This is a genomic window from Sphingomonas sp. NFX23, from assembly GCF_049887795.1.
Taxonomy (GTDB): domain Bacteria; phylum Pseudomonadota; class Alphaproteobacteria; order Sphingomonadales; family Sphingomonadaceae; genus Sphingomonas.
This window is the reverse complement of sequence record NZ_JAGEKH010000002.1, coordinates 738056-758193: the sequence shown is the minus strand read 5'-3', so window position 1 is coordinate 758193 and position 20138 is coordinate 738056. Positions and strand designations below refer to the sequence as shown.

Below are 20138 nucleotides of genomic sequence, written 5' to 3'. Positions count from 1 at the left end.
TGGTCGAGTTAGTTTGTTACAAAAGCTAGGGCGTTATATTCTTTAAATCTGCTTGGCAGCGCGGATTTTAAATGTTCTGCCTTGGTATAGCGTTATTTTGCCCAGTCTCAGGAGGTTGGGGGGCGTAAGCGTTGTGGTCAAGCCCTTCGCTGGAACACGCCGACAGCCTAGTTTGTTAAATCGAGCGCAACCACATAATGGATCTAACGATGACCAAGCCTCACCCGCACAAGCCTGCCCCCAGCCCCAAGCCAAATGCCAAGACGTTCGGCATCAACGCGCTGTCGATCGGGGCCGCGGCGATCGGTCTCGGGGGTGCGTTGCTGGCGGTGTTCCTGCGCTCGAAGGCCAACCCCGCCGAGCATGCCGCGCCCGATCTCGCACTCGACAAGCCCCGCCCGGGTGCGACCGATCGCGCGCCGGACGCCTTCCGCCCCGATCCTACGGCCGTCCCCACCAAGGCCGAGCGCGAGTCGCTCCGCCCCGCCACCGGCCCGGCCCCGTCGTTCGCCGCGGATCGCGGCTCGACGCTCGGCTGAGGCGCCTTCCTGATCCTCCCCCGCAAGGGGGAGGTGGCTGGCGCTTGTCAGACGGAGGGGGAGGGGGCGAAGACGCAGGTTCCGTGTCCTCCCCCTCCGTCACCTGCGGTGCCACCTCCCCTTGGCGGGGGAGGATGAGGAGAGCCGGACGGCCTAGGTCTATCCCGACGCCACCCCTTCGCTCCGTCACCTGGACTGGTTTCGACGGGTACTCTTTCGGGCAAGAAAGCCTGTTTCCCCGCGAAGGCGGGGATCCAGACTGGGCTCCCGCCTTCGCGGGAGAACAAGGAGGGCGTCGGATCGCGCTAACGCGTGTTCGAGATCGATGAGCACTGGTTCCATCACCCACGCCACGCCCTCAACCCCCTTCCGTCATCCTGACGAAGTCAGCACCCAGAGCCAAAAGCGCCATACCTCGTAACCCTGGGTCCTGACTTTCGTCAGGATGACGGTAGGGCTTTAGGACGAGGCCACCCCATAAAACCGCTGTCCTACACACCCCGATCCGGCATACCTGATCGGTCCTCTCCGCAACGAGGATCAATCATGGCGAACGCACCCACCTCGGCCGACCCGCCCCCGTGCTACATCGCAACGCGCGCCATCCCCGCCCCCAGGCCGCGCTACGAACCCCCGATCCCCGACCACCTCCCAGACGCAGTCCGCCACGTCATGGCTTGGCAAGCGCATGTCGACGCCGGCCGGATCGGCACCCGCATGCCGGTCTCGCCCGAGATCGCCGCCAACCGAGACCGCTGGACCGCGCTCGCCCGGACCATGCGCAAGTGACCGCCGCTCTCCAGGACCAGGGTGTCAACGCGCCGCCCATCGACTCCTTCACGCGGCAACATCGCCAGCGCATCGACGGCTGGTCCCCCGAGCGCCAGCGCGGCTTTCTCGAACGCATCGCCGAGGGCGCCACCGTCGACGAGGCGACCGCCAGCGTCGGCCTGTCGCCACGCGCCGCGTACAGCCTGCGCCGCCGCGCATCGGGTGCGGCGTTCGCGCTCGGCTGGGACGCCGCCAAGCTCGTCGCGCGGCCGATCGTCGCCGAGGCGCTGTTCTGCCGCGCGATGGTCGGCCAGATCGAGCGTCTTACGAAGCCCGACGGTGACGTGATCGAACGCCACCGCTTCGACAACCGCCTCGCCATGTCGCTGCTCGCCCGGCTCGATCGCCATGCCGAGGAGAGCGAGACCACCAACGCCGCCGCCCGCCTGATCGCGACCGAGTTCGACGCGTTCCTCGACCTCGTCGAGCGCGATGCCGGCCCGGCGCGCGCCGGCCTGTTCCTCGGCGAACGCGTCCGCTCGACCGAAATAGGGGAAGGGCTGGCGCCGATCGTCGCGCTCGCCCGCGCCGACCGCTGGCTTCGCAGTAACGCCGGCCTCGCGTCGGAGATCGACGTCGCCGATCTCGATCCCGCCGCCCGCGCCGGCTGGACCGCCGAGCAATGGGCGCGCGCGGAGGCCGCCGGGCTGCTCAGTCTCGCACCCGAACCCGCTCAGAAGCCTGTGCCCCCGAAACCTGCGCCCGCCAAACCTGCGCCAGCGTCTGCACTTTCTGCACTTCCGGACGTCGAACCGGGCGGACCCGACGGCGAATGCCCGGTCTGGTGGGACGAGTTCACCAGTGCCTGGCGCACCCGCTTCCCGCCGCTGAGCGACTTCGACGAAGGCAATGGCGGCATTTTCGGCGACGACGGTTACAGCCGCGAATGTTCCCGGGAGGAGGCGATCATCCTCGATGCGCCGTACGACCGAGAGACCGCCGAGCGCGTCGTCGTCGAGGGCGCCGACCGCGACAGCTGGTTCATCGGCTATGCGGTGAGCTGCGGGCTCATCGAGGATGAAGAGGTCGACGCGGTCGCCGCGACCGATATCGCGCGCGTCGCTGCGCTGGCCCGCAATTTCGACCCGGATCGCCCGAGAAAGCCTGACCCCGAACCCGGTAACGGCGCTTCGTCCGGCGCCGGTCCCGGCCAGTCGCCCGGCCGGTCGCCCGGCCAATCGCCCGGCCAATCGCACACCGCACCCAATCTGACGCCGACGCCTGCGGACGCTGCACCCAAATCCGCCACCGGGCGTTCTCCCGCCATACGCATAGTCAACGGAGTACCCCCATGAGCATCTTCAGCAAGATCAAGTCCGCCATCTTCGGTGAGCACGGCCCGCTCGGCAGCGGCCATTTCGGCACGCCCAAGGCTGCGCCCGCACCGGCGCCCGCGCCCGCGCCGCAGACTACGGCCGCCCAGCCTGCACCGACGCCCGCCGCCCCGACTCCGCAGGCCGCGCCCGCCGCGCCCGCTCAGGCGGTCGACGTCGAGGCCGTCCTCTCGGGCATCGCCTCGAAGAAGGGCTCCGATCTCAACTGGCGCACCTCGATCGTCGACCTGATGAAGCTGCTCGATCTCGATTCGAGCCTCGACAACCGCAAGGAGCTCGCCACCGAGCTGGGCTATACCGGTGCCAAGGACGGCAGCGCCGAGATGAACATGTGGCTGATCAAGGCCGTGATGCGCGAGCTGGAGAAGAACGGTGGCACCGTGCCCGCCAACCTCAAGGATTGATCCCCAATCTGAAATAGAGGGAGCGCAGGCGCCGGCAACCAAATGCCGGCGCTGATCATTACGCCTTCAGTATCAACCCTCTGAAAGGACACGAAATGCGCGTTGCGATGCTGGGCCTATTGGCCGCCTCCACCATGGTCGCCGGTTGCGTTGGCGACGGGGGCAGCCGCTACGGCGTCGACCCGCGCTATCGTTCCTATGACTATAACCGCGTCGATCCCGCCTACGGCGGCTACGATGCCGGTCGCTATTACCGCGACGATGCACGGTATCGCGAGCGCCGCCTGTCGCGCAACGACCGCGTCTATCGCGGCAATGACGGCCGTTACTATTGCCGCCGCAACGACGGCACCACTGGCCTGATTGTCGGCGGAGTCGCCGGCGGCGTGCTCGGCAACGTCATTGCCCCCGGTGGCTCGGGCCTGCTCGGCACTGTCCTCGGTGCGGCCGGCGGCGCACTTGCCGGGCGTGCGGTGGATCGCTCCAGCAACGACACCCGCTGCCGTTAAATCCCTCGACCGGCGTCGAAATATCGGCGCCGGTCGATCTAAATTATCGTCGTCGATGGCGGCGCACGCGAAAATAAAATCTGCGTAAATCGACGCAGTTCTTGACCCAGTTTACCGGCAAGATTTGCAATTCGGGCGGTCTTGGCCCATATAGCGCTCAGCTACAGTCGCATATCGACGGTTCTTGGCGCTTTGCGGCACCTTTCTCCTTCTTTCCCTGCTCCGCGGCACGGGTCGCCCGAACGTCGGGTTACTCTCTACTAAGAAGGAGCCACTTCATGGCTATCACCGGAACCGTCAAGTTTTTCAACGCCGACAAGGGCTATGGCTTCATCGCGCCGGATGGCGGCGGCAACGATGCATTCGTGCACATCACCGCGGTTGAGCGCGCCGGCATGCCGACGCTGAACCAGAACCAGCGCGTCACCTACGAGCTCGAGCCCGACAAGCGTGGCAAGCAGTCGGCCGTGAACCTCCAGCCAGCCGATTGATCTCGCTGGCGGATTATTGTCCGCCAACCTGATCTCGGTTGCGATGCGGCGGCCATCATGGTCGCCGCATCACCCCTTTGAAATTTCCCGCAGGAGCGCACCAGCATGGCCGATAATCCAGAATTTTACCGGGCCCGCGCTGATGAAGAGCGTCGCAACGGCGATGCCGCCCTCCTCGACAACGTGCGCGATCGCTGCCGCCGTGCCGAAAAGGCATGGGACGACATGGCCTCACGCGCCGAACGCACCCAGATCCTCCGCGCCGCTCGCGAAGCCGCCCCCCCCGGTGGCGAACGCATGATGATCGGCACCCCGTCGATGGTCCCCGCCGAATAGGCCGGATCTTCGAGGTTCGATGATTACGGAAACCCGGATGCAGCGATGCACCCGGGTTTTTCTTTGTGTCTCTGCGTGAACAACTTCTGAGGAACGTCAATTCCGAGGCCGCTTACGCAGCACCGTGGAAGGTTGCCGCAACTTACTTCAGTGGCTTACCCGAATCCTTCCACCGGTCGAGAATCTGCGACTCTGGCGGTAGCATATCGGAAGCAGCCGGTATTGCCGGTGCCTGAGTAACGGGCTTGGCCTGCGCAACAGTCGCTACCACCGTAGCCGGCACCGGGACGGAGACAGCACCGGCCGTGGCGGCTGCAATCATCTGCGGTGTGGGCGGCGCAATCGGTTGCACGGACATATGCGGCCCCGGCACCGGTTCGCCGCCAGCATAGCGCTGGTTGAACGCGGCTGAAGTACCCCAATACCCCTTCCACCGATGGAAAAAATGCGCACCGACGACATCGGTCATCACCATGCTCCGGTTCCAAGCAGGCGTCACGGCGTAGGTATGATAGTGCGTCGCCAACCCGACCGGTGCGTAGACATAGCCGGCCAGCGCCATGCCTGCCGCGCGCGCAGCGCGGACCCACGCGCCACGCGCCGGCACGCGCGTCATCGCGCCGTCGCAGGCGAAGCTGAACTGGCAGCCAGCATGTTCCGAGCCCTGGTACACCACGCCGCATACCGTTCCCGGGAAGGCAGGATGCCGGGCGCGGTTGAGGATGACCTGCGCGACCGCCTGCTGGCCGGCATCGGGCTCGGATGCGGCTTCGTAATAGATCGCCGCGGTGAGGCATTGCAGCGCACGGTCGCGGTCCAGTGCCGATGCGGGTGCCATCGAGAAGGGCCGTGCGGGCACAATACCCGCGTCGAGCGTCGCACCGGCCGGGATCGGCAGATCGGGCAGGTCGATGGTCCCCGTAACACCCGCCGCAGGGGCGGCGATTTCCTGCTCGGCCAGCGCAGGGGCAGGGGCTGAAACCCTTACCGAAGATGCGGCACTCGCGCGGTCGCTCGCCGCTTCACGCGCCGACATTGCCCGGAGCGCGGCGTGGGCAGAGATTCCGGCACCTATGATCAACAACGTGACGACCATCGTCGCCCAGATGCGTTTCATCAACCGAACCGTCTGCAACCTAACGCGCAATCGCTTTCCTCGTACTTGCCTGTCGTGCCGGGCATAGCCGATTTGGCCGGACCGATCGCGCACGGATTCAGCCCGTCCCACCGCGGGACGGACTGGATCCGTAGCAGCAATCGCTTACCGTAAGGTTGCGGTGTCCAGCTTCAGCGCGGCTTCGGGGATGACCTCGACGTTTGGATAGGCTTTGCGCAGCGGTTCGATGAACTGCTTGGCGTCACCGACCACGACAATGCTCGCCGCCTTCGGATCGAGCAAGGCGACCGCCGCGGCCTGTACCGCCGCCGGATCGACTGCGCCAACCGCACCGGTGTAGCGCTGGAGTTCACCGAGCGGCACGCCATTCTGAACATAGGCGCCCAGGATTCCTGCAACGCCCGACGTCGTCTCGATCCCGCGCCCGAAATTGCCGACGAGCACGGCCTTGCGCGTGTCGAGTTCTGCGGCCGGCACGGGGGACGTCCCCATCCGCGTCATCTCGGCCGCTATCAGCGTGACGACTTCGGCAGCGGTCGGGTTCTTCGTCTGAGTCCGCGCGGCGACCGTGCCTTGCGTCTTCCCTGCATCGAGCCCGCTGCCCGCGCCATAGGCCAGCCCGCGCTTGATCCGAATTTCCTGGTTCAACCGCGACGAGAAGCCGCCGCCCAGGACGGTATTGCCGACCGCGAGCGGATAATAGCGTGCATCCGACCGCGCGATCGCAGGACGCGCAACCACGACGCCGGCCTGACCCGCTTCGGGCATGTCGACGACGATCACACGCGGCTTCGGGTACGTCACCTGCGGCGCGGTGGCCGACGGAGCGGCGCCTGATTTCCAACCGCCGAACTGCGCTTCCGCCAAAGCCTTGGCACGCGCCGCGGTGACGTCGCCGACCATGATCAGCGTTGCCTGGCCCGGCTGGAAGCTCCGCGCATACGCTGCCGTGATGTCGGTGCGCGTGATTGCCTTCAGCGACAGCGGCGTGCCCCCGTTAGGCGCACCATAGGGCGACGCCCCGAGCACCGCACGATCCGCAACCAGACCCGCGACCTGCGCCGGATCCTTCAACGCCAGCGTCACCGCGTCGACCTGCTGCGTTCGCGCGCGTTCGATCTCCTCGGGCGCAAAGGCCGGGTTGATCGCGACGTCGGCGAGGATCGCCATCGCCGGCGCGAGCTGGTCTGACTTCACCGTCACGTCGACCGCTGCGCCATCGCTGCCAGCCGAACTGCCGATCGCACCGCCAAGCCCCTCGATCGCACGCGCGATCTGCGTGGCCGAACGCGTCTTCGTACCCTTGGTGAGCAGGTCCGCCGACAGGCTGCTGACGCCAGCGCGGTTCGCGGGATCGGTCGCCGCGCCACCCGCGGTTACGAGATAAGCGGTGACGATCGGCAGTTCGTGCCGCTCCACCGTCACCAGCCGCATGCCGTTCGCTAGACGCGTTTCGACCGGCTGAGGGATCGTCGGCGATACCGGTGCGCTTGGCGCCGGCGGCTGGACCCGCTGCCCTTCTGGCGCAGGCGTCACGATCTCGATATTCGCCGGCGCCTTCAGGTCGGCAACCTGCACCGTCGGTGCAACCGTGATCGCATCCGCGACACCGCCCGCAGGCTTGGCCGCGAGTGGCATGTACCGGATTGTCGCGGACTGGTTGTCGCCGAGGTATTTCCGCGCAACCCGCTGGATATCCGCCGCCGTTACCCGCGCGATGGCCGCCAATTGCTTGTCAGCCGCCTGTGGATCGCCGTCGACCAGCACCGCAGACGCCAGCGTGCTCGCCTTGCCCTCGGCGGTCTCACGCGACTGGATCGACTGGGTCAGGATCTCGTTCTTCGCCTCCGCGAGTTCCGCCGCGGTCACCGGCGCATCGCGGAACCGAGCGACCTCCCGCTTCAACGCAGCCTCACCCGCCTCGACCGTCTTGCCGCCCGCGAGGATCGCGTAGACGACCATGTTGCCGGTCGCCTGCTTGGTATCGAGGAACGCCTCGGCCGACTGCGCGAGCTGGTCGCGGTACACGACGCTCTCGTACAGCCGCGAACTCTCGCCGGTCGCCAGCACCGCCTTCAGCACCGTTAACGCCGCGATATCCGCATCGCGGTCCGCCGGCACATGATAGCTGACCAACACCGCAGGCAGCGGCGTGTTCGGCTCGTACACCGTGCGCGTCACGGCCTTGGTCCGCGCAGGCTCGGCAACCGTCACGCGCGGGATTGCTGCGCTCGGCTTCTTTATCCCCGCGAAATACTGGTCGACCCAGCTGTTCAACTGCGCCGGATCGAAGTTGCCCGACACGACTAGGATCGCATTGTCCGGCCGATAATAGGTCGCATGGAACGCCCGGACGTCATCGATCCCGGCGGCTTCCAGATTTTCCAGGCTGCCGATCGTCCCACGCGCATAGGGATGCGTCGTATAGGCAAGCGCCGGATAATAGAGCGAGAACAGCTTTCCGTACGGCCGCGAGAGCGTGCTCTGGCGAAGCTCCTCCTTTACGACGTCACGCTCCGAGCCGAAGCTCTTGGGCTCGACGACGAGGCTCGCCATCCGGTCGGCTTCCGCGAACAGCAGCCGCTGGAGGTGGTTCACCGGGATCACTTCGTAATAGTTGGTATAGTCGTCGTTGGTCGACGCATTGTTGTAGCCGCCGACATCCTCGGTCAGCCGGTCCATCTGCTCCGACACCAGGTTGCGCGTCGACTTGAACATCAGATGCTCGAACATGTGCGCGAACCCGGACTTGCCCTTGGGATCGTCCTTGGAGCCGACGTCGTACCAGACCTGCACCGACACGTTCGGCGTGCCGGTGTCGCGGATCGCATACACCCGCAGGCCGTTCGGCAGCGTGCGCTCGGTATAGGCGAGCGGCTTCACCGAAACCTGCGTCGGGGCAGGTGCGGTCTGCGCCCCCACCGCTGCCGGGAAAGAAGCTGCGGTCAGCAGCAAAGCGGAGCGGAGGAGGCGCATCGGGATCCTTACTTGTTGCGGTTCGCGAACAGCACCGCGCCCGCGATCGCCGCGGAGCCGATGCCGACGCCCAGGCCGATCTTCGCGAGCGGCCAGCTCTTGGCCTTCTCCGCGGCGTTATGCGCGGCGGCTTCGGCCTGCAGCTTCGCCTCCTTGGCGGCGACAAGGATTTCGTTCGGGGTGTCGCTGTCGATCTTGATCGTCACTTGGGCTCTCCTTCACTCTTCCGGGCATACACGCCACGGAAATCATTCGCGAACTGCGTCAGCGTCCCCGAGGCGATCGCCGCCCGCAGATCCGCCATCAGCGTTTCGTAGAACCAGATGTTATGCTCCGTCATGAGCATAGCGCCAAGCATTTCGCCCGACCGGACGAGATGATGCAGATACGCCCGGCCCCAGGTCGCGCAGACCGGGCAGGGACAGGCGGGATCGAGCGGCCCCATATCCTCGGCGAACTTCGCGTTGCGGATGTTGATCGGGCCGGTGCGCGTGAAGGCCTGGCCGGTGCGGCCCGACCTGGTCGGCATCACGCAATCGAACATGTCGATCCCGCGCTCGACCGCGCCGACGATGTCGTCGGGCTTGCCGACGCCCATCAGGTAGCGCGGCTTGTCGACCGGCAACTGGTCCGGCGCGAAGTCGAGGCAGCCGAACATCGCCTCCTGGCCCTCGCCGACCGCGAGCCCCCCGACCGCATAGCCGTCGAAGCCGATATCGATCAGCGCATCCGCCGACGACTTGCGGAAGCCCTCGTTCAACGCGCCCTGCTGAATCCCGAAGATCGCATTGTTCTCGGCATGCTCTTCGCCTGCATCGAACGCGGCGCGCGACCGCTTCGCCCAACGCATCGATCGCTCCATCGCCGCGGCCTGCACTTCTCGCGTCGACGTCGTCGGCACCAGTTCGTCGAACGCCATGACGATGTTCGAGCCGAGCAGCCGCTGGATCTCGATCGACCGCTCGGGACTGAGCAGGTGCCGCGTGCCGTCGAGGTGCGACTTGAACGAGACGCCTTCTTCGGAGCGCTTGGTCAGGTCCGCGAGGCTCATAACCTGATAGCCGCCGGAATCGGTGAGGATCGGCTTCGACCAGCCCGAGAACGCGTGCAGACCACCCAGCCGCGCAACCCGCTCGGCCCCCGGCCGCAGCATCAGGTGATACGTGTTGCCGAGGATGATGTCCGCGCCCGCACCGACAACGTCGGCGGGCTTCATCCCCTTGACGGTGGCCGCGGTGCCGACCGGCATGAACGCAGGCGTGCGGATGTCGCCGCGCTGCATCGCGATGACGCCGGTGCGCGCCTTGCCGTCGGTGGCGGAGATGGTGAAGTCGAAGCGGGGACGAGTCATATCAACGTTTCTTGCGGATGCCGTAGCGATCGCCGGCCGGCGCGCCGCGGATGGTGATGAGTTCGGCGCGGGTCAGCACGCCATCCTTGTCGCGGTCGAACCGCGTGAAGAACTGCGCGAACCGCGCCTGGAGTTCGGCCAGCGTGATCCGGTTGTCGCCATCGCGATCGACCTCGAACGGGCTCGGCAACGCGTTGCGATCGCCGAGCCACGCCTGCGCCCAGTCGGCAAAGGCAATGTACCCGATCGATCCAGTGGCAGCCCCCTCAGCGGTGGCATAGCTCCGCGCGATGCCCGCAGTCAGTTCGGCCTGCGTCACGCGGCCATCACCGTTCGCATCGCACGCGGCGATGAACAGCGCGGCGGGCTCGGCGAAAATCGTCGCGGGCGGTTGCGGCGTGCCAGCGGGCGGCGGCGCGGCAACTATGGCCTGGAGCAAAGCGAGTACGAGCAGCATGCCGCCCGTCATGGCAGCAGAAGCGAGGCGTCGCCATAGCTGTAGAAGCGATACTTCCCGGCGATCGCATGCGCATACGCCGCCTGCATACGCTCACGTCCCATCAGCGCCGACACGAGCATGAACAAGGTCGAGCGCGGCAGATGGAAATTGGTCATCAAGCCGTCGATGCCGCGGAACCGGTAGCCCGGCGTGATGAAGATCGCGGTGTCGCCGTCGAATGGGCGGATCACGTCGTCCTCGCCGGTCGCGCTTTCGATCAGCCGCAGCGACGTCGTCCCGACCGCGATCACGCGACCACCGTTCGCGCGGACCGCGTTGAGCCGATCGGCCGTGGCGGCATCGATCCGGCCCCATTCGGCGTGCATCTTGTGCTCGGTGGTGTCGGTCGCCTTCACGGGAAGGAACGTCCCCGCGCCGACATGCAGCGTCAGCGTCGCATGACCGATCCCCGCCGCCTCGAGCGCCGCCATCAATCCTGGCGTGAAGTGCAACGCCGCCGTCGGCGCTGCGACCGCTCCCGGCTCGGACGCGAACATCGTCTGGTAATCGTCCGCATCGCGTTCGTCGGTAGGACGCTTGCCGGCGATATACGGGGGCAGGGGCATGTGACCCGCGCGTTCGAGCAGCAGTTCGACCGGCTCGTCGCCCGCGAACACCAGCGCGTAGCTCCCATCGTCCTCGCGATCGACCGCCGCCGCGCTGACGCCGTTGCCGAACTCGATCACGTCGCCGTCGCGCAACCGCCGCGCATTGCGAATGAACGCGCGCCACCGTCGCGGCCCCTCGCGTTTGTGCAAGGTCGCGCCGATCTTGGCATCGCCGCGTCGCCCGTCGAGCTGCGCCGGGATCACGCGCGTATCGTTGAACACGAGCATGTCGCCACGCCGCAGCAGCGACGGCAGGTCGGATACGCCTGCATCCGTGGTGCGATCACCTTCGAGCACCAGCATCCGCGCGGCATCGCGCGGCACCGCGGGGCGGAGCGCGATGTTGTCGGTCGGCAGGTCGAAGTCGAAAAGGTCGACGTTCAACGTGAAGTCACTTCTTTGCAGGAGCCTTCTTTACCGGCGCCTTGCGAGCGGCCGGCGCGAGCTTTGGCTTGGCAGCGTCAGGCCCCGAAGCCGTGCCCGGCAACGTCACCGGTGCACCGAGCGCGGGGGCAGGCGGCCCAGCCATATACGCCGGGGGATTGTCCGCCGCGATATACGCATGGACGATCCGCGACGGGTTCGCCGGCGGCTCGCCACGCTCGATCGCGTCGACATACTGCATCCCGTCAAGCACGCGACCGAACACGGTGTATTTCTTGTCAAGGCTCAGGCGCGGCTGGAAGACGATGAAGAACTGGCTGTTCGCGCTGTCCTCCTTGTCCGAGCGTGCGGCCGAGACGGCACCGCGGACGTGCGGCAGGTAGTTGAACTCCGCCTTCACGTCGGGGAGCGTCGAGCCGCCGGTGCCGTCGCCCTTGGGATCGCCACCCTGCGCCATGAAGCCGTCGATCACGCGGTGGAACGCGAGGCCGTCATAGAAATGCTGGCGGGTGAGCGTCTTGATCCGCTCGACCATCAGCGGCGCGACGTCGGGCCGAAGCCAAATCGTGACGCGCCCACCGGTCGACAGATCGAGCAGCAGCAGGTTCTGCGTATCCGTGGTCAGGGGTGGGGTCGCGCGAACGGCAGGCGCCACGACTTCCTTCTTCTGCGCTGCACCAGCCGGTACCGTGACCAGGCACCCGAGCAACGCGAACATTCCGACGAAAAAGCGCATCAAATTCCCACTCGAAAGAGGCCCGGCGCAACCAGGCTGCCGCCACTTAGAGCAAATCCCCGCTTGCGCCAATCTGAACGTGATGGGGATCACTGCTTCCCTCCCTGGAAGGGAGGGGCCGGGGGTGGGTAGGCTCGCTTGAGCCTCAAACGTTCGACCAAGCGGAACCCGACCCACCCCAACCCCTCCCTTCCGAGGAGGGGAGAAGGAGATCAGCTGCCCTTGCGGCCGATCTTCTCGACTCGCGCTACGACTTCTTCGCGCACCGACTCCGGCACGAACTTGGCGATATTCCCGCCGTACAGTGCGATCTCCTTTACCAGCCGGCTCGCGATCGGCTGCAACGCGACGTCGGCCATCAGGAACACCGTCTCGACGCGCGGATTGATCTGCTGGTTCATCCCCGCCATCTGATACTCGTACTCGAAATCGGCGACCGCACGCAGGCCCCGGACGATCACTTTCGCCCCCTGCCGCTCGGCAAAGTCCATCAGCAGCGAATCGAACGCCACCACCTCGATATCGCCGTCGACGTCCGCGACCTCGCGGCGCACCGTCGCCATTCGCTCCTCGATCGTGAACATCGGCGACTTCGACGGATTGGTCGTGACGCCGATCACCAGCCGGTCGACCAGCTTCGCGCCGCGCCGGATGATGTCCATATGACCCAGAGTCACGGGATCGAAGGTCCCCGGGTAAACCCCAATCCGTGCCGTCATGCCGATCTCCCCGGTTGTAGTTCTAGCGGTCGCGTTCGAGCACAAAACGGGCGATATCCCGCAACAGGTCGGCTTCCTTGCCAAAGCTGTGCAGATGCGCGACCGCCTGGTCGACGAGCATCCGCGCCTGTTCTCGCGCGCGCTCGGGCCCGAGCAGCGACAGGAACGTCTCCTTGCCCGCCACCTCGTCCTTGCGCAGCGACTTGCCGACGACCGCCTCGTCGCCCTCGGCATCGAGCAGGTCGTCGGCGATCTGGAACGCCAGCCCCAGGTCATGCGCGTAGCCACGCAGGCCCACGCGACCTTCCGGCGGCAGCCGCCCGAGAATCGCGCCGGCCTCAACCGACGCCGAGATCAGCGCGCCCGTCTTCATCTGCTGCAACCGGGTCACGGTGTTGAGGTCGAAGCGCGTATTCTCAGCCTCGATGTCCATCTTCTGGCCACCGGCCATGCCGTTTGGCCCGGACGCCCGCGCGAGGTCCATGACCAGTTCGATGCGGACGAACGGATCGGCGTGCGTTGCCGGATCGGCCAGGATCTCGAACGCCATCGCGTGCAGGCAATCGCCCGCCAGGATCGCGGTCGCCTCGTCGAACACCTTGTGCACGGTCGGCTTGCCGCGGCGCATGTCGTCGTCGTCCATCGACGGCAGATCGTCGTGGATCAGCGAATAGACGTGGATCGCCTCGATCGCCGTCGCCGCCCGTGCCGAACATTCGCGTGCCACGTCGAATAGATTGGCGGTCGCGAATACCAGCAACGGCCTCAGCCGCTTGCCCCCACCGATCGCCGCATGCCGCATCGCGCGGTACAGGTCGCCGCGCGGATCGTCCGGAATGGTCAGCAGCTGGTCGAATTGCCGGTCGATCTCCGCGGAGACCTCGGCAAGCGCGGCATCAAGCGTGACGGGCATCCCGCTCACCGCGTCAGCCCGCCGCGAACGGGCGGACGCCCGCGGGCTTGCCGTCGCCGTCGAGCCGGATCGCCTCGATCCGCGCCTGCGCCGCATCGAGCCGGTCGGCGCAACGCTGGCGCAGCTTGTTGCCGCGCTCGTACAGCTCGATCGCCTGCTGAAGCGGCGTGTCGCCACTTTCCAGCTTCCCGACGATAAGCTCGAGTTCCTTCAGTGCATCCTCGAACGCGAGGTCTTCGATCGGCGTGTCCATGTCCGTCGCTATGGCGCAGGCACGCGACGAGGGTCAAGGACGCGCGAGAGGGCGCCGGATATGCGGCACGCACCTACCGCAGGCGGTTGACGGTCCAGGTGTATAATACGGAGACACCGACCAGTCCGAAATCGACGACGGCCTGCATCCGGTGTGGCGAAGGGTCACTCTTGTCGTGCGTAATCAGCCGGAAGTCTGCGGTCGGATGGCGCACGGCGAGCGTTACAAGGCCAAGCCCCGCCACCGCCAACACAAGTTTCCGGTTCCGCATCGTCGATCTCCCAGGCGTGCGATCATGGCGCACGCGTTGCCGTTTCGCAAGCGAACCGGCTTTAAGCGGCAATCGGAAGTATGCCTGCGTCGCGCGACCGATCGCGCCCGGCGCCCTTGGCCGCGAACAGCGCGCGATCGGCGCTGCGATACAGCGCCTTCCAGTCTGATTCGCGCTGCAGCGGCCCCGTACAGCAGCCGATGCTGGCAGTTATCGCCATGTCGAACGGCATGCGCTGGCTGCGCAATCGCTCAAGGATCGTGTCGGGCAGGACCGGCGTGGTTGCGTCGATGAGGATGGCGAACTCCTCGCCGCCGATCCTCGCGACCAGAGCGTCGGTCGGCACCGCGTTGCGCAATACCCGCGCCACGACCCGCAGGACTTCGTCGCCGCCATCGTGGCCGATGGTTTCGTTGACGTGCTTGAAGTGATCGACGTCCGCGATCAGCAGCATCTGATCGCCCGACCGTCCGATCGCGCGATCCAGGAATGCACGGCGATTGAGCAGCCCGGTGAGCGGCTCGGTATCCGCGAGCAACCGCGCCGCGATCTCCTGTTCACGCGCGTCGTCGCGTTCGACGCTGAGCAGGCGAATCCGGTACGCGATCGCCAGGCTGGACAGCAGCGCCTCCAGCATCATGGAGATCATCGTCGAATTATCGATCCAGAAACTCCACGACATCAGCCCCAGCGCACCCGCGATCCGGAGGCTGGCGAAGACGATGGGGGCGCCCCAGGCGAGCGTGAACATCCAGAGATAGCTGCTGCGAACCCGCCAGGCTCGGTACAGCACCGGCGGCACTAGCGCGATCAGCGGGATGTAACTGAGCGTCAGCAACCGATCGAGCCAGTAGATTTGCCACGGCGCCAGGATCGCAAACGCAATTCCGGCCGTGGCGAGCGTCGCGAGCGCCACGTTGCTGGCGGGGCGCGGCCAACCATCGAACACCGCGCGCTCGAAAAAGGCGCGCGCGAAGACCAGGACCATCCCCGCACAGATGGCCAGCAAACATACGTTGAGTTTCAAGCGGACGTTGTTGTCGAGTGACGGCACAAGCTGGCCCAGCGCGGCCGACGACGAAAAGGCGTACCCGAGCAAGCATAGCACCAGCAGGCAATAGACCGGCTGGAACGACTGTCGAAGCGCACCCCACAACGCGAGATTGTAGACGATCAACGCGATCGCCATGCCGCCGAAGCTTGCATACAGCGCTGACAGGATGATCTCGCTCTCTGCGGCTTCCGCGGCCGTTGCGAGTGTCGGCCCGAGTACGACGCCCCGCAAATTCGCCGAACCCTCGACGTGCCAAAGCAGGCGGACGGGGGGCGCAACGTGCGGCGGCAGCGTCAGAGACAGGGTTGCGCCGATCATGAGATGGCGGCCGGACGTGCGACTGGTGAACCCGGTACGGCGGATCGCGCCGTCTGCGTATAGGACGAAGAGCGTGACGCGATCCTGCCAGACGCTCGCGGTCAGGGCACGCAGATCAGGAATGTGCGTCAGGTTCGTCGGCAAAGCCTGCGACAGAACCCAGAAATCGCCGGACCCATAGGCCGACTGGGGCGTGGTGCAGTCGAACCGTGAAGGCGTTCGAAACAAGGCAGGTACGGAAAGCCCTGGGGTAGCCCGCATAATACAGACATCGAGCAGTTGCCCGGTCCGTGCCTCGGCCGGCGCAGCACCGAGCATCGCCAACGCCGTCGCAACGATGCCGATGAGCCAAGTGATACGAAACCCGAACGTCATGCAGACACCGTCTAAGCCGCCTTCGCCAATTAATGGTAAAGAGGCGCCCGTACGACGGCGTAATCAATCGGATATCGACCATACTGGATCGATTTATGCCGATTTGGCTCGCAATTCGAACCACGCTATCGGCTTCGTGAAGTCGCTTCGTCCTTACCGCCGATCGTGTCTCAACGACGGAACCGGGCGCGAGCCGAAAGCGGATTGGTAGAATCTGGAGTGCTGTTCATCCAGCTTTTCCAAATCAAACCTGGTCCAGCTCTCGCTGAACCAGGTTGATAATCGTCAGCTGGCGTCGACGGTCTCCGTCTTGCCCTTCTTCTTGGGCTTCTTCGGCGCGGCAGGTTCGATCGCGAACGACAGCGCGCCGTCCTTCATCTTCACCGTCACCTCGCCGCCATGGACCAGCTTGCCGAACAGGAGTTCCTCGGCGAGCGGCTGCTTGATCTTCTCCTGGATCAGGCGACCCATCGGTCGTGCTCCGTACAGCTTGTCATAGCCCTTGGTCGTGAGCCACGCCTTCGACTCGTCGTCGAGGACGATGTGCACGCCGCGGTCCGCCAACTGGAGTTCGAGCTGGAGGATGAACTTATCCACCACCCGCGCCACCACTTCGGTCGGCAGATAGCCGAACGGCACCACTGCATCCAGACGGTTGCGGAATTCCGGCGTGAACATCTTCGTCACGGCCACCTCGTCCTCGCCTTCACGCGACAGGTTGCCGAAGCCGACCGTCTCGCGCGCCATGTCGCTGGCACCCGCATTGGTCGTCATGATCAGGATGACGTTGCGGAAATCGACCGACTTGCCGTGCTGGTCGGTCAGCCGCCCGTTATCCATCACCTGCAACAGGATGTTGAACAGGTCCGGATGAGCCTTCTCGATCTCGTCGAGCAACAGGACGCAGTGCGGGTTCTGGTCGATCGCATCGGTCAGCAGACCGCCCTGGTCGAACCCGACATAGCCCGGCGGCGCACCGATCAGACGGCTGACCGAATGCCGCTCCATATATTCCGACATGTCGAAACGCTGGAGTGGAATGCCAAGGATCGTCGACAGCTGCTTGGCGACTTCGGTCTTGCCGACGCCGGTAGGCCCGGTGAACAGATAGTTGCCGATCGGCTTCTCCGGCTCGCGCAGACCCGCCCGCGCCAGCTTGATCGCCGACGACAGCTTCTCGATCGCCGCATTCTGCCCGAACACCACACGCTTCAGGTCGGTCTCGAGCGTGGCCAACGCAAGCTTGTCGTCGGTCGAGACCGACTTCGGCGGGATGCGTGCCATCGTCGCGATGACCTGCTCGATCTCCTTCGGCGTGATCGTCTTCTTGCGCTTGTTCGGCGGCACCAGCATCTGCATCGCGCCGACCTCGTCGATCACGTCGATCGCCTTGTCCGGCAGCTTGCGGTCGTTGATGTACCGCGCCGACAGCTCGACCGCCGACTTGATCGCATCGGGCGTGTACTTGACGTTGTGGTGATCCTCGAACGCCGAGCGCAGGCCGGCGAGGATCTTGATGGTATCCTCGATCGTCGGCTCGTTCACGTCGATCTTCTGGAAGCGCCGCAGCAGCGCGCGGTCCTTCTCGAAGTGATTGCGGAACTCCTTGTACGTCGTCGAGCCGATGCACCGGATCGTGCCGCCGCTGAGCGCCGGCTTGAGCAGGTTCGAGGCATCCATAGCACCGCCACTCGTCGCACCCGCACCGATCACGGTGTGGATCTCGTCGATGAACAGCACGGCATCAGGCAGCTTCTCGAGCTCGTTGACGACCGCCTTCAAGCGCTCCTCGAAGTCACCACGATACCGCGTCCCCGCCAGCAACGCGCCCATGTCGAGCGAGTAGATGACGGCAGGCAACAGCACGTCGGGCACGTCGCCCTCGACGATCTTGCGCGCCAGGCCTTCCGCGATCGCGGTCTTTCCGACGCCGGGATCACCGACATAGAGCGGGTTGTTCTTCGACCGGCGGCACAGGATCTGGATCGTCCGATCCACCTCCGGACCACGCCCGATCAGGGGATCGACCTTGCCGTTGCGGGCCTTCTCGTTGAGGTCGACCGTGAATTGCTTGAGCGCGCTTTCCGTCTTGCCCTTCTCCTGTCCCTTAGCCGGCTTCTCGTCGTCCGCACCCTTTGGCGTGGATGCTTCGGTCGCCTGCTGCCCGCCCTTGCCGACACCGTGGCTGATGAAGCTGACCGCATCGAGGCGGCTCATGTCCTGCTGTTGCAGGAAATAGACGGCATAGCTCTCCCGCTCGCTGAACAACGCGACGAGCACGTTGGCACCCGTCACTTCGTCGCGACCCGAGGACTGGACGTGAAGGATCGCGCGCTGGACGACGCGCTGGAATCCGCTGGTGGGAGAGGGATCGGTCGCCGCATCGACCTTCAGCGCATCGAGTTCGCTGTCGAGGTAGTGCGCGACGGTATTCTTCAGTTCGCCGATCTCGACGTTACACGCGGTCATGACCTTCGACGCATGTTCGTCGTCGATCAGCGCGAGCAGCAGATGCTCCAGCGTCGCATATTCGTGGCGCCGGGACGACGCCGCCTCGAGCGCCTTGTGCAGCGTGGTCTCGAGGGCGGGTGCAAATGATGGCATTTACAATACTCCTGTCGGGCCGCGAACACGCAGGCCCTTTGCCACTATGTCGGAACTGATATTGGTCGCATCAAGCACTTGAACCCGGCCCCGTCCGTTCCTGCGCTGCCTAAATGCGACGCTTGTGGAGGCGAGCAGCGCGATCACCGCCTGAACAGGTCGTCGGCGCTGGCGCGGTGACTGACCGCGCGATCCTTCTTCAGCTGGCAGCGCGCGATCTCGCCCTGCAGCACGGTGATCCGCGCATCGAGCTCCGCGACCGACAACGGATCAAGGTCCTGTCGCACGAGCGCGTCGAGCAGATCGTCGGGACGGGAAGGGGTGTCGTCCGGTTCCATAGTTTCTGTAACGTTGACCCGCACCAGAGTGATGTCAATAAGGCGCGGAAATCTAAAGGGACGTGACGAGCGATGACCGCGATACCCGAAAACCAATCCAGCAACTTAGGTGTACCTGACGTCATGAAGGCGATCGATCCGGAACAGCCCGGCGGTCCCGAAGTGCTGGTCCTCGTCGACCGTCCCGTGCCGCGGCCGGGGCAGGGTGAGGTGCTGGTCAAGGTGGCGGCCGCCGGGGTCAACCGCCCGGAGGTCATGCAGCGCCAGGGCAAGTATCCGCCGCCGCCGGGTGCTCCCTCGATCCTCGGCATGGAGATCTCCGGCACGATCGTCGCGGTCGGCGACGGCGTCGGCGATGAACAGGTCGGCCAGCTCGTCTGCGCGCTGATCTCCGGCGGTGCGTATGCGGAATACGCGGTCGCACCGTTCGGCCAGTGCTTGCCCGTCCCCGAGGCACTGACGATGGTCGAGGCGGCGGCGATGCCCGAGACGCTCTTCACCGTCTGGACCAACCTCTTCGAGCGCGCCTACGCGATGGAGGGCGACACGGTTCTCGTCCACGGCGGCACCAGCGGCATCGGCACTATGGCGATCGGGCTGTGCAACGTTTTCGGCATCGACATCATCGTGACGGCCGGCTCGAAAGCGAAGTGCGAGGCGGCGCTCAGCCTCGGCGCGACCCACGCGATCGACTACAAGTCCGAGGATTTCGTCGAGCGGGTGAAGCAGATCACCGGCGGCAAGGGCGTCGCGGCAGTGCTCGACATGGTTGGTGGCGACTACGTGCCGCGCAACCTGCAATGCCTCGCGGAAGATGGCCGGCATGTGTCGATCGCGGTCATGGGCGGCGCGACGGCGACCGTCCCCCTGTTCGAGATTATGCGCCGCCGCCTGACGCTGACCGGCTCCACGCTCCGCCCGCGCGACACCGCGTTCAAGTCGCTGGTCGCGGACGAGCTCGCCCGGACGGTGTGGCCGCACGTCGAGGCCGGCAAGCTGAAGCCAGTGATCGACCGCACCTTCGCCTTCGCGGACGCACCGGCGGCACACACCCGGATGGAAGCGGGCGACCACGTCGGGAAGATCGTGCTGACGATGGAGTAAGGGGGGGCAAACGCCAACACCCACACTACCCCACCCCGGCGAAGGCCGGGGCCCAGTTGGGGACGCTAAGCAAG

General features: G+C 65.7%; 22 protein-coding genes. 8 read left to right on the top strand and 14 right to left on the bottom strand.

The window, feature by feature from the left end; all coding sequences use genetic code 11:
* The first annotated feature begins 209 nt into the window (after positions 1-209).
* The 7 genes from J4O76_RS07555 to J4O76_RS07525 all read left to right on the top strand — a co-directional run bounded on the left by J4O76_RS07555 (position 210) and on the right by J4O76_RS07525 (position 4444).
* Positions 210-539 (top strand): hypothetical protein, encoded by a 330-nt coding sequence (locus J4O76_RS07555; RefSeq protein ID WP_107952071.1) that lies wholly within the window; start codon positions 210-212, stop codon positions 537-539.
* A 546-nt stretch (positions 540-1085) separates the two neighbouring features.
* Positions 1086-1328, top strand: coding sequence for a hypothetical protein (locus J4O76_RS07550; protein WP_426281089.1), 243 nt, complete (start codon positions 1086-1088; stop codon positions 1326-1328).
* Positions 1325-2665, top strand: a complete 1341-nt coding sequence (locus J4O76_RS07545; RefSeq protein ID WP_426281088.1) for a hypothetical protein — start codon at positions 1325-1327, stop codon at positions 2663-2665. Before J4O76_RS07550 ends, J4O76_RS07545 begins: the two co-directional genes overlap by 4 nt.
* Complete coding sequence (locus J4O76_RS07540) at positions 2662-3108, top strand: DUF3597 domain-containing protein (RefSeq protein ID WP_136189371.1); 447 nt, start codon at positions 2662-2664, stop codon at positions 3106-3108. The genes J4O76_RS07545 and J4O76_RS07540 overlap by 4 nt, the downstream gene beginning before the upstream one ends.
* 95 nt (positions 3109-3203) lie before the next feature.
* A complete protein-coding gene (locus J4O76_RS07535) occupies positions 3204-3617 on the top strand; it encodes a glycine zipper 2TM domain-containing protein (RefSeq protein WP_156362209.1) in 414 nt (137 codons plus the stop codon).
* A gap of 278 nt (positions 3618-3895) precedes the next feature.
* Positions 3896-4108 (top strand): cold-shock protein, encoded by a 213-nt coding sequence (locus tag J4O76_RS07530; protein ID WP_031394996.1) that lies wholly within the window; start codon positions 3896-3898, stop codon positions 4106-4108.
* 105 nt (positions 4109-4213) lie between these two features.
* Positions 4214-4444, top strand: coding sequence for a hypothetical protein (locus J4O76_RS07525; protein ID WP_056060610.1), 231 nt, complete (start codon positions 4214-4216; stop codon positions 4442-4444).
* A gap of 142 nt (positions 4445-4586) precedes the next feature.
* Here J4O76_RS07525 and J4O76_RS07520 read toward each other — a convergent pair whose 3' ends face one another.
* The 14 genes from J4O76_RS07520 to J4O76_RS07455 all read right to left on the bottom strand — a co-directional run bounded on the left by J4O76_RS07520 (position 4587) and on the right by J4O76_RS07455 (position 18960).
* On the bottom strand, positions 4587-5561 hold the full coding sequence (locus J4O76_RS07520) for a cell wall hydrolase (RefSeq protein ID WP_426281087.1): 975 nt from the start codon (positions 5559-5561) through the stop codon (positions 4587-4589).
* A 144-nt stretch (positions 5562-5705) separates the two neighbouring features.
* Positions 5706-8537, bottom strand: coding sequence for a M16 family metallopeptidase (locus J4O76_RS07515; protein ID WP_426281085.1), 2832 nt, complete (start codon positions 8535-8537; stop codon positions 5706-5708).
* Positions 8538-8545: 8 nt separating this feature from the next.
* Complete coding sequence (locus J4O76_RS07510) at positions 8546-8743, bottom strand: hypothetical protein (RefSeq protein WP_426281084.1); 198 nt, start codon at positions 8741-8743, stop codon at positions 8546-8548.
* On the bottom strand, positions 8740-9888 hold the full coding sequence (gene tgt, locus J4O76_RS07505) for a tRNA guanosine(34) transglycosylase Tgt (protein WP_426281083.1): 1149 nt from the start codon (positions 9886-9888) through the stop codon (positions 8740-8742). Before tgt ends, J4O76_RS07510 begins: the two co-directional genes overlap by 4 nt.
* A 1-nt stretch (position 9889) precedes the next feature.
* Entirely contained in the window at positions 9890-10345 is a 456-nt protein-coding gene (locus J4O76_RS07500; RefSeq protein WP_426281082.1) for an EF-hand domain-containing protein, read from the bottom strand.
* Between the two features lie 8 nt (positions 10346-10353).
* Positions 10354-11379 carry a tRNA preQ1(34) S-adenosylmethionine ribosyltransferase-isomerase QueA gene (queA, locus tag J4O76_RS07495; protein WP_426281081.1) on the bottom strand — a complete coding sequence of 342 codons (1026 nt, stop codon included), beginning with the start codon at positions 11377-11379 and terminating at the stop codon, positions 10354-10356.
* 7 nt (positions 11380-11386) lie between these two features.
* On the bottom strand, positions 11387-12115 hold the full coding sequence (locus J4O76_RS07490; protein ID WP_056060592.1) for a peptidylprolyl isomerase: 729 nt from the start codon (positions 12113-12115) through the stop codon (positions 11387-11389).
* 212 nt (positions 12116-12327) lie between these two features.
* Entirely contained in the window at positions 12328-12834 is a 507-nt protein-coding gene (coaD, locus tag J4O76_RS07485; RefSeq protein WP_056060588.1) for a pantetheine-phosphate adenylyltransferase, read from the bottom strand.
* 22 nt (positions 12835-12856) lie between these two features.
* Positions 12857-13747 (bottom strand): polyprenyl synthetase family protein, encoded by an 891-nt coding sequence (locus J4O76_RS07480; RefSeq protein ID WP_426281079.1) that lies wholly within the window; start codon positions 13745-13747, stop codon positions 12857-12859.
* Between the two features lie 13 nt (positions 13748-13760).
* Positions 13761-14000 carry an exodeoxyribonuclease VII small subunit gene (locus tag J4O76_RS07475; protein ID WP_056060585.1) on the bottom strand — a complete coding sequence of 80 codons (240 nt, stop codon included), beginning with the start codon at positions 13998-14000 and terminating at the stop codon, positions 13761-13763.
* A 73-nt stretch (positions 14001-14073) separates the two neighbouring features.
* Entirely contained in the window at positions 14074-14271 is a 198-nt protein-coding gene (locus J4O76_RS07470) for a hypothetical protein (protein ID WP_253071912.1), read from the bottom strand.
* A 61-nt stretch (positions 14272-14332) separates the two neighbouring features.
* On the bottom strand, positions 14333-16018 hold the full coding sequence (locus J4O76_RS07465) for a diguanylate cyclase domain-containing protein (protein ID WP_426281078.1): 1686 nt from the start codon (positions 16016-16018) through the stop codon (positions 14333-14335).
* Positions 16019-16303: 285 nt separating this feature from the next.
* Complete coding sequence (gene clpA, locus J4O76_RS07460; RefSeq protein WP_426281077.1) at positions 16304-18622, bottom strand: ATP-dependent Clp protease ATP-binding subunit ClpA; 2319 nt, start codon at positions 18620-18622, stop codon at positions 16304-16306.
* 143 nt (positions 18623-18765) lie between these two features.
* Complete coding sequence (locus tag J4O76_RS07455; RefSeq protein WP_056060574.1) at positions 18766-18960, bottom strand: DUF1192 domain-containing protein; 195 nt, start codon at positions 18958-18960, stop codon at positions 18766-18768.
* A gap of 123 nt (positions 18961-19083) precedes the next feature.
* Here J4O76_RS07455 and J4O76_RS07450 point away from each other — a divergent pair, with 123 nt between their 5' ends.
* Positions 19084-20064 carry an NAD(P)H-quinone oxidoreductase gene (locus J4O76_RS07450; protein ID WP_136191384.1) on the top strand — a complete coding sequence of 327 codons (981 nt, stop codon included), beginning with the start codon at positions 19084-19086 and terminating at the stop codon, positions 20062-20064.
* Positions 20065-20138: the final 74 nt, after the last annotated feature.

Bases quoted from the DNA above. Each gene is read 5' to 3' on its own strand.
- J4O76_RS07470 (WP_253071912.1), bottom strand. From the start codon at position 14,271: ATGCGGAACCGGAAACTTGTGTTGGCGGTGGCGGGGCTTGGCCTTGTA.
- tgt (WP_426281083.1), bottom strand. From the start codon at position 9,888: ATGACTCGTCCCCGCTTCGACTTCACCATCTCCGCCACCGACGGCAAG.
- J4O76_RS07540 (WP_136189371.1), top strand. From the start codon at position 2,662: ATGAGCATCTTCAGCAAGATCAAGTCCGCCATCTTCGGTGAGCACGGC.
- J4O76_RS07500 (WP_426281082.1), bottom strand. From the start codon at position 10,345: ATGCTGCTCGTACTCGCTTTGCTCCAGGCCATAGTTGCCGCGCCGCCG.
- J4O76_RS07465 (WP_426281078.1), bottom strand. From the start codon at position 16,018: ATGACGTTCGGGTTTCGTATCACTTGGCTCATCGGCATCGTTGCGACG.
- J4O76_RS07550 (WP_426281089.1), top strand. From the start codon at position 1,086: ATGGCGAACGCACCCACCTCGGCCGACCCGCCCCCGTGCTACATCGCA.
- J4O76_RS07530 (WP_031394996.1), top strand. From the start codon at position 3,896: ATGGCTATCACCGGAACCGTCAAGTTTTTCAACGCCGACAAGGGCTAT.
- J4O76_RS07475 (WP_056060585.1), bottom strand. From the start codon at position 14,000: ATGGACACGCCGATCGAAGACCTCGCGTTCGAGGATGCACTGAAGGAA.
- J4O76_RS07525 (WP_056060610.1), top strand. From the start codon at position 4,214: ATGGCCGATAATCCAGAATTTTACCGGGCCCGCGCTGATGAAGAGCGT.
- J4O76_RS07455 (WP_056060574.1), bottom strand. From the start codon at position 18,960: ATGGAACCGGACGACACCCCTTCCCGTCCCGACGATCTGCTCGACGCG.
- J4O76_RS07480 (WP_426281079.1), bottom strand. From the start codon at position 13,747: ATGCCCGTCACGCTTGATGCCGCGCTTGCCGAGGTCTCCGCGGAGATC.
- coaD (WP_056060588.1), bottom strand. From the start codon at position 12,834: ATGACGGCACGGATTGGGGTTTACCCGGGGACCTTCGATCCCGTGACT.
- J4O76_RS07490 (WP_056060592.1), bottom strand. From the start codon at position 12,115: ATGCGCTTTTTCGTCGGAATGTTCGCGTTGCTCGGGTGCCTGGTCACG.
- J4O76_RS07555 (WP_107952071.1), top strand. From the start codon at position 210: ATGACCAAGCCTCACCCGCACAAGCCTGCCCCCAGCCCCAAGCCAAAT.
- J4O76_RS07515 (WP_426281085.1), bottom strand. From the start codon at position 8,537: ATGCGCCTCCTCCGCTCCGCTTTGCTGCTGACCGCAGCTTCTTTCCCG.
- clpA (WP_426281077.1), bottom strand. From the start codon at position 18,622: ATGCCATCATTTGCACCCGCCCTCGAGACCACGCTGCACAAGGCGCTC.
- J4O76_RS07450 (WP_136191384.1), top strand. From the start codon at position 19,084: ATGAAGGCGATCGATCCGGAACAGCCCGGCGGTCCCGAAGTGCTGGTC.
- J4O76_RS07535 (WP_156362209.1), top strand. From the start codon at position 3,204: ATGCGCGTTGCGATGCTGGGCCTATTGGCCGCCTCCACCATGGTCGCC.
- J4O76_RS07520 (WP_426281087.1), bottom strand. From the start codon at position 5,561: ATGAAACGCATCTGGGCGACGATGGTCGTCACGTTGTTGATCATAGGT.